The sequence below is a fragment of the Ferrovibrio terrae genome (assembly GCF_943371255.1).
Taxonomy (GTDB): Bacteria; Pseudomonadota; Alphaproteobacteria; order Ferrovibrionales; family Ferrovibrionaceae; genus Ferrovibrio; species Ferrovibrio terrae_B.
This window is the reverse complement of record NZ_CALRUC010000172.1, coordinates 1-5,988: the sequence shown is the minus strand read 5'-3', so window position 1 is coordinate 5,988 and position 5,988 is coordinate 1. Positions and strand designations below refer to the sequence as shown.

Sequence of the window (5,988 nt, the reverse complement as noted above, 5' to 3'; positions counted from 1 at the left end):
GCCGTTCCGGCGCGCGACTACCGTAAAACCGAGCTACCGTAAAACAGAGGCTGAATGGCGAAGGAAGAATTGCTGGAATTTCCCGGCGTTGTGGACGAATTGCTGCCCAACGCGATGTTCCGGGTCAAGCTCGATAACGGCCACGAAGTGCTGGCTCATACCTCGGGCAAGATGCGCAAAAACCGCATCCGCGTGCTGGCGGGCGACAAGGTCATGGTGGAAATGACCCCCTACGACCTGACCAAGGGCCGCATCACCTTCCGCTTCAAGTAAGTCTGATCCGGGGCCGGAACCGTGGCAGCGCCACTCCTCGTTCTGGCCTCCGCATCGCCGCGTCGCCGCGACCTGCTGCGCCAGATCGGCCTGGTGCCGGATGCGATCCTGGCCGCCGATCTCGACGAAACCCCTGAAAAATCCGAATTGCCGCGGCCTCTGGCCCTGCGCCTGAGCCAGGCCAAGGCGCGTGCCGTGGCCGCCCAGCGGCCCGATGCCCTGGTGCTGGCCGCCGATACGGTGGTGGGGCTGGGTCGCCGCATCCTGCCCAAGGCGGAAACGGCGGACGAGGTCGCCCATTGTCTCGGCCTGCTGTCGGGCCGGCGCCATACCGTGGTCACCGGGCTCTGCCTGATCCATCCCGATGGCCGCAGCAGCAGCCGCGCGGTCGAGACCAAGGTGCGCTTCCGCCGGCTCGCGGCGGCCGACATCGCCGCCTATGCCGCCTGTGGCGAGGGCCTGGGCAAAGCCGGCGGCTATGCCATCCAGGGCCGGGCCGAGGCCTTCATTCCCTGGATCGGTGGCTCGTATTCCAATGTGGTCGGCCTGCCGCTGGCCGAAACCGCCGGGCTGCTGCACGGCCTGGGCTATCCGCTTCCGGGCTATCCGCTTCTTTAACGAAACCCGCTATAAACTGATTCGATGGCCAACGAGCTGCTGATCGATGTCGGACTGACCGAGACGCGCGTCGCCCTGGTTGAGGATGACCGTCTGGTCCACCTCGATCTGGAGCGGCCCGATCGCGATTCCGCCCTGGGTGCGATTTTCCTCGGCCGCGTGCGGCGGATCGAGAAGGGACTGGGCGCGGCCTATGTCGATATCGGCCTGAGCCGCGACGGGTTCCTCGGCCGCGACGATCTGGTCGACGCTGGCGACAAGCCGATCGAACAATGTCTGCATGAAGGCGAGACCGTGCTGGTGCAGGTGGTGCGCGATCCGGTCGGCGAAAAGGGTGTCAAGCTCACCTGCCAGATCGCGCTGCCCGGCCGCTTCCTGTCCTTCTGTCCCTATGATGCCGCGGTGCGCGTGACCAAGCGCATCGCCCAGGATGCCGAACGCATGCGGCTGGCTGCCGTGATGCAGAGCCTGATGGCGCTGGCCGACCAGACACCGCTGGAGGTCACCGCCCGGCTGCAGCATGAGGTCAGTGTCCGGCTGCAGCATCGCGCCGGTGATCGCCGAAGCACCAAGCCGGTGAAGCGTGAGCCCGAGCGGCGCAATGGCGACGAGCGCCGCCGCCGCATGGGCTGTATCGTCAATGCCAATGCCGATGGCGTGTCGAAGGAAGAACTGTTTGCCGATCTCGAACGCCTGCGGGCGCGCTGGATTGCGATCGAGGACCGGCGCCGCGTGGCTGCCGAAAGTTCCAATGTGCCGGCCGAGCTGTGGCGCGAGATGGGCCCGGTCGGCCGCGCGCTGCGCGATTATGTCGGCGCCCGGCTGGATCGCATTCGCGTCAACGCGGCACCCGGTTTCGCCGAGGCACGCGCCTGGCTGTTCGAGCATGCACCGAATTACGTCGCGCGGCTGGAACGCTTCGACGACCCCGCCGGCCTGTTCGAACTGTTCGAGATCGAGGGCGATATTGCTGCTGCGCTGGGCCGCCGCATCGAGCTGCCGTCGGGCGGCGCCATCGTGTTCGGCGAGACCGAGGCGCTTACCGCCATCGATGTCGATTCCGGTCGTGCGTCGTCACGTGGCCATGCCTTCGAGGAACAGGCGCTCAAGATCAATCTGGAAGCCGCCACGGCGATTGCGCGTCAGCTGCGTCTGCGCGGCATCGGCGGCATCGTGGTGATCGATTTCCTGCATATGGAAAACGCCGCCTACCGCGCCCAGACGGTGAATGCCCTGCGCGAGGCGCTGAAGCGCGATCCGGCGCCGCACAAGGTGCTGGGCATGTCGGCGCTTGGCCTGGTCGAGATGACGCGCAAGCGCATCGGCGAACCGCTCGCCACCCGGCTGTTCGACAATTGCCCGACCTGCGATGGCGATGGGCGGCTGCCCTCGCTGCCATCCGTGCTGGCCGAATTGCTGCGCCGGACCTGGCGCGAGGCGACCAGCAGTCCGGCCGGCGGCAAGCTGGAAATCGCCTGTGCCCCCGATGTCGCCGCCCTGTTCGACGACGAACTGCGCGGCAAGCTGGAGCGCCAGATCGGCGCCGTGATTCAGGTGAAGCCCGATGCCGGCCGGCGCCGCGAATCATTCTCAGTTGGTCGACTCGGCCGCTGACGGTATCCCCCTATGACGGCCTCCAAGACCTGCCCGATCTGCGGCAAGCCCAGCGACCCCAAGCGCAGCCCGTTCTGCTCGCCGCGCTGCGCCGATGTCGACCTCAATCGCTGGCTCAAGGGGGCCTATGCGATTCCGGTGGTCGAACCCGAGGACCCCGACGAATCGGATGATTCCGAGGGTGGTGCAGATCCCGGTGCGGGCCCCCGGATCCGGCACTGACCGGGCCCGGTCAGGGCTGTTGCAGAACTGCATCACCTGTGGAAAAAGGCATTCGCCCGGTGCGGTTGCAGGGTGGCGGCCATCACGGTCCAGGGGATTCGGCTTGCGCGCGAAAGGCTGATACCCGATAAGATAAGTCTCAGAATTATAAAGAGGTCCAAGCCCCATGTCCGTTGTTACGCGCGAGTACGGTCAGCGCACGTCCCAGTGGAAGACCCTCGCTGCAGTTGCCCTGCTTTCGACCGGTCTGCTTGCCGGCTGCGCCACCGCCCCGGCCGATCCTCAGGCGCGCGCCGATTTCGAAGCCGTGAATGACCCGCTCGAGCCGGTCAATCGTGCGATGTTCGAATTCCATATGGCGCTTGATCACTTCCTGCTCAAGCCGGCGGCTTTCGTCTACCGCACGCTGCTGCCGGAACCGGCCCGTACCGGCATTCGCAGCGCGCTGCTGAACCTGAAGACGCCGATCATCCTGGCCAACGACCTGCTGCAGGGCGAAACGGCTCGCGCCGGCGACACGCTGCAGCGCTTTGCCATCAACAGCACCGTTGGTGTGCTCGGCCTCTATGATGCCGCCGACAAGTGGTTCGGCATTCCGGCGCATGGCGAAGACTTCGGCCAGACGCTGGCCAGCTGGGGCACCGGCGAAGGCCCGTATCTGTTCATCCCGGTGCTTGGCCCGTCCAACCCGCGCGACCTGACCGGTTTCGTTGTCGACACCGCCGCCGATCCGCTCAACTGGTATCTGCGCAACACCGATCGTGATGGCTGGATTTATGCCCGCACCATCGTGAGCGGCCTGGATGCCCGCGCCGAGCTGCTCGAAACCCTCGACAACCTCGAGAAGACCTCGCTGGATTATTACGTCACGCTGCGCACCGTGTATCGCCAGCGTCGCGCCGACGAGATCGCCAACCGCGCCTCGAAGCAGCCCAGCGTTTCGCCCACCTCGCTCAGCCGCGCCGCCGATGCCGGCAGCGAGATCGAGACCCTGCCGGTGCAGAAGCAGTAAGCTTCGACGAACCTTTCCGATCCTGAATGCAAACGGCGCGTCATCTGACGCGCCGTTTTCTTTTGTGCGCTTACGCCGCTACCGGAGCCACGCAGGTGGCGGGGAATGTCACGGTCACCCGGGTGCCCTGCTGTGGTACCGAGGCGACGCGGATATTGCCGCCATGCAGCTCGATCAGCTTGCGGCAGATGTTGAGGCCAAGCCCGCTGCCCTCACTGCGCCGGATGCCGGCATCGGCCTGCCAGAACGGCTCGAACACGCGTTCGAGATTGTCTTCGGCGATGCCGATGCCGGTGTCGCATACGGTGAACGTCAGGCCGCCATCGGGCAGGCGTCCGGCTTCCACGCTCACCATGCCGCCGGTCGGCGTGAACTTCACGGCATTGCTCAGCAGGTTGATCAGGATCTGTTTCACCGCGCGGGCATCGACCAGCAGCGACGGCAGATCCTCGGGCAGGCGGTTGACCAGCTGCACGCCGGCCTCGCGCGCCCGGCCGCGCACCAGGCGCAGGCTGTCATCGACCATATCCTGCGGATCATGGGTGCCCAGTTCAAGATCGAACCGCCCGCTCTCGATCTTGGAGACATCGAGGATGTCGTTGATGACGCCGAGCAAGTGTTTGGCGCTGCTGCTGATATCCTCGGCATATTCGAAATACTTTGCCGATTGCGGGCCGAGCAGTCGTCCGGCAATCATGTCGGAGAACCCGATGATGGCATTCAGCGGCGTGCGCAATTCATGGCTCATATGGGCAAGGAATTCGCTTTTTGCGCGGTTGGCTGTTTCGGCCACCTCGCGCTGCCGGGCGTAATTTTCGGCCAGCTTCTCGCGCACCGCCGCCTGTTCGCGCAATGCTGCTTCCAGTGTCTTGCGTTCGGTGATGTCGGTGGCGATGCTGCCCACCGCCAGCAGGGTGCCGCTGCGATCGAAAATCGGAAAACGCACCAGCATGAAGTCACGCATCCTGCCGTTCAGATCGGGGATGCGCATGTCGAAGGTGAGTGGCTTGCCGGCCTGCACCGTTTCTTCCACCTGCTGGGTCAGTCTTGCCGCCAGTTCGGGTTGGAAGACTTCCTTTGCCGTGCGGCCGACCAGATCCTCCGGGTCACGGTTGAACTGCCGGGCGAAAAACTGATTGATCATCAGGTAGCGGCCATGCGGGTCCTGCAGCGTCATCACCAGCGGCGGGTTATCCATCATGCCGCGCAGCAGCGATTCCGTCGCCGCGCGCCGTTCCAGCTGGCGCCAGGTGCCCCACACGGCGGCGATGGCGCCGAGTGTGACGATGCCGAACAGCATGCCGAAACCGATCGCGGCACGCAGCCAGCCGCGGTCGACCTTCTGCTGCTCCAGCTGCATCAGCAATGTCATCGGCAGGTCGTTCAGCCTCGACCAGTAGAGCGGATTCTCGCCGGTCGAGCTGTAGCCCTGGGTGCCTGCAACGAAGCGGGTCAGGCCGGCCAGTTCCGTGGCCTGCGGCTGCGGCCAGCCGGTTACCAGCCGGCCTTCGTCATGCACCAGCGCGAGCGTGGAAACCGGCAACGGATAGTAGGCGGGGTCGAGCAGTGCGCGCAGGTCGATCTTCAGCGTGGCGATCAGCAGGCCGGCGAAAGAATCGTCGGCACCGTTGATGCGCCGGGTCAGCCAGACGCGCGGCTGGCCGCCGCTTTGCGCCGCGTTGATTTGCTGCACCATGCCGTCGCGATGCTTGGCGAAACCCGGATGCCAGCTGATGTCCAGCGGCATCGGCGCCTCGCCGACGGCGAACCAGAAGCGGCCCCGGCTATCGTAGACATGCACGGCATCCACTTGCGGCATGATGGCAATACGGTCGGTCAGCAGGCTAACGATCGCGTCGCTGGGCGTCAGGCCGCGGCTGATCCGGTCGCTGGCTTCGGCCGCAGCGAATTGCAGCAGCAGGTCGGCCACGTCGAACTGGCGTTGCGCCGCATCAGCCAGTGTGCGACTCAGCCCGGTGCCCTGCAGCACGATACGGTCCTGGTCGTTGCTGCGCAGGTTGAGCACCAGCGACAGGGCCAGGCCGCCAGTGGCAGCCAGCAGCAATACGACAGCAACAATGAGTCCGACAAAGCCGCGCGGCAGGCCGACGCGGGCGCGCAGGCGGATCATGGCATCGGTCGCGAGCCTGTTTTTGACCATGGCTGGATCGACATCTCCCTGGGCGGTTCCCGCCTGGGCTCAGTCTCTCACACTCGGCCGTTGAACGACAAAGGCTTTTGTCCGCGCG

At 65.5% G+C, this 5,988-nt stretch carries 6 protein-coding genes; 5 read left to right on the top strand and 1 reads right to left on the bottom strand.

The features are described from left to right. Positions 1-54: 54 nt before the first annotated feature. The 5 genes from infA to AAG799_RS21920 all read left to right on the top strand — a co-directional run bounded on the left by infA (position 55) and on the right by AAG799_RS21920 (position 3,739). On the top strand, positions 55-273 hold the full coding sequence (gene infA, locus AAG799_RS21940; protein ID WP_144067704.1) for a translation initiation factor IF-1: 219 nt from the start codon (positions 55-57) through the stop codon (positions 271-273). A gap of 21 nt (positions 274-294) precedes the next feature. Next, complete coding sequence (locus AAG799_RS21935) at positions 295-891, top strand: nucleoside triphosphate pyrophosphatase (RefSeq protein ID WP_341899181.1); 597 nt, start codon at positions 295-297, stop codon at positions 889-891. A 24-nt stretch (positions 892-915) separates the two neighbouring features. Beyond that, a complete protein-coding gene (locus AAG799_RS21930) occupies positions 916-2,505 on the top strand; it encodes a ribonuclease E/G (RefSeq protein WP_341899180.1) in 1,590 nt (529 codons plus the stop codon). A 12-nt stretch (positions 2,506-2,517) separates the two neighbouring features. Continuing rightward, positions 2,518-2,727, top strand: a complete 210-nt coding sequence (gene yacG / locus AAG799_RS21925; protein ID WP_341899179.1) for a DNA gyrase inhibitor YacG — start codon at positions 2,518-2,520, stop codon at positions 2,725-2,727. A gap of 166 nt (positions 2,728-2,893) precedes the next feature. Then, positions 2,894-3,739: a VacJ family lipoprotein gene (locus AAG799_RS21920; RefSeq protein ID WP_341899177.1), complete on the top strand. Its 846-nt coding sequence runs from the start codon at positions 2,894-2,896 to the stop codon at positions 3,737-3,739. 70 nt (positions 3,740-3,809) lie between these two features. Here the strand turns inward: AAG799_RS21920 and AAG799_RS21915 are convergent, their stop codons facing one another. Then, positions 3,810-5,900 carry an ATP-binding protein gene (locus AAG799_RS21915; protein WP_341899175.1) on the bottom strand — a complete coding sequence of 697 codons (2,091 nt, stop codon included), beginning with the start codon at positions 5,898-5,900 and terminating at the stop codon, positions 3,810-3,812. Positions 5,901-5,988 lie beyond the last annotated feature (88 nt).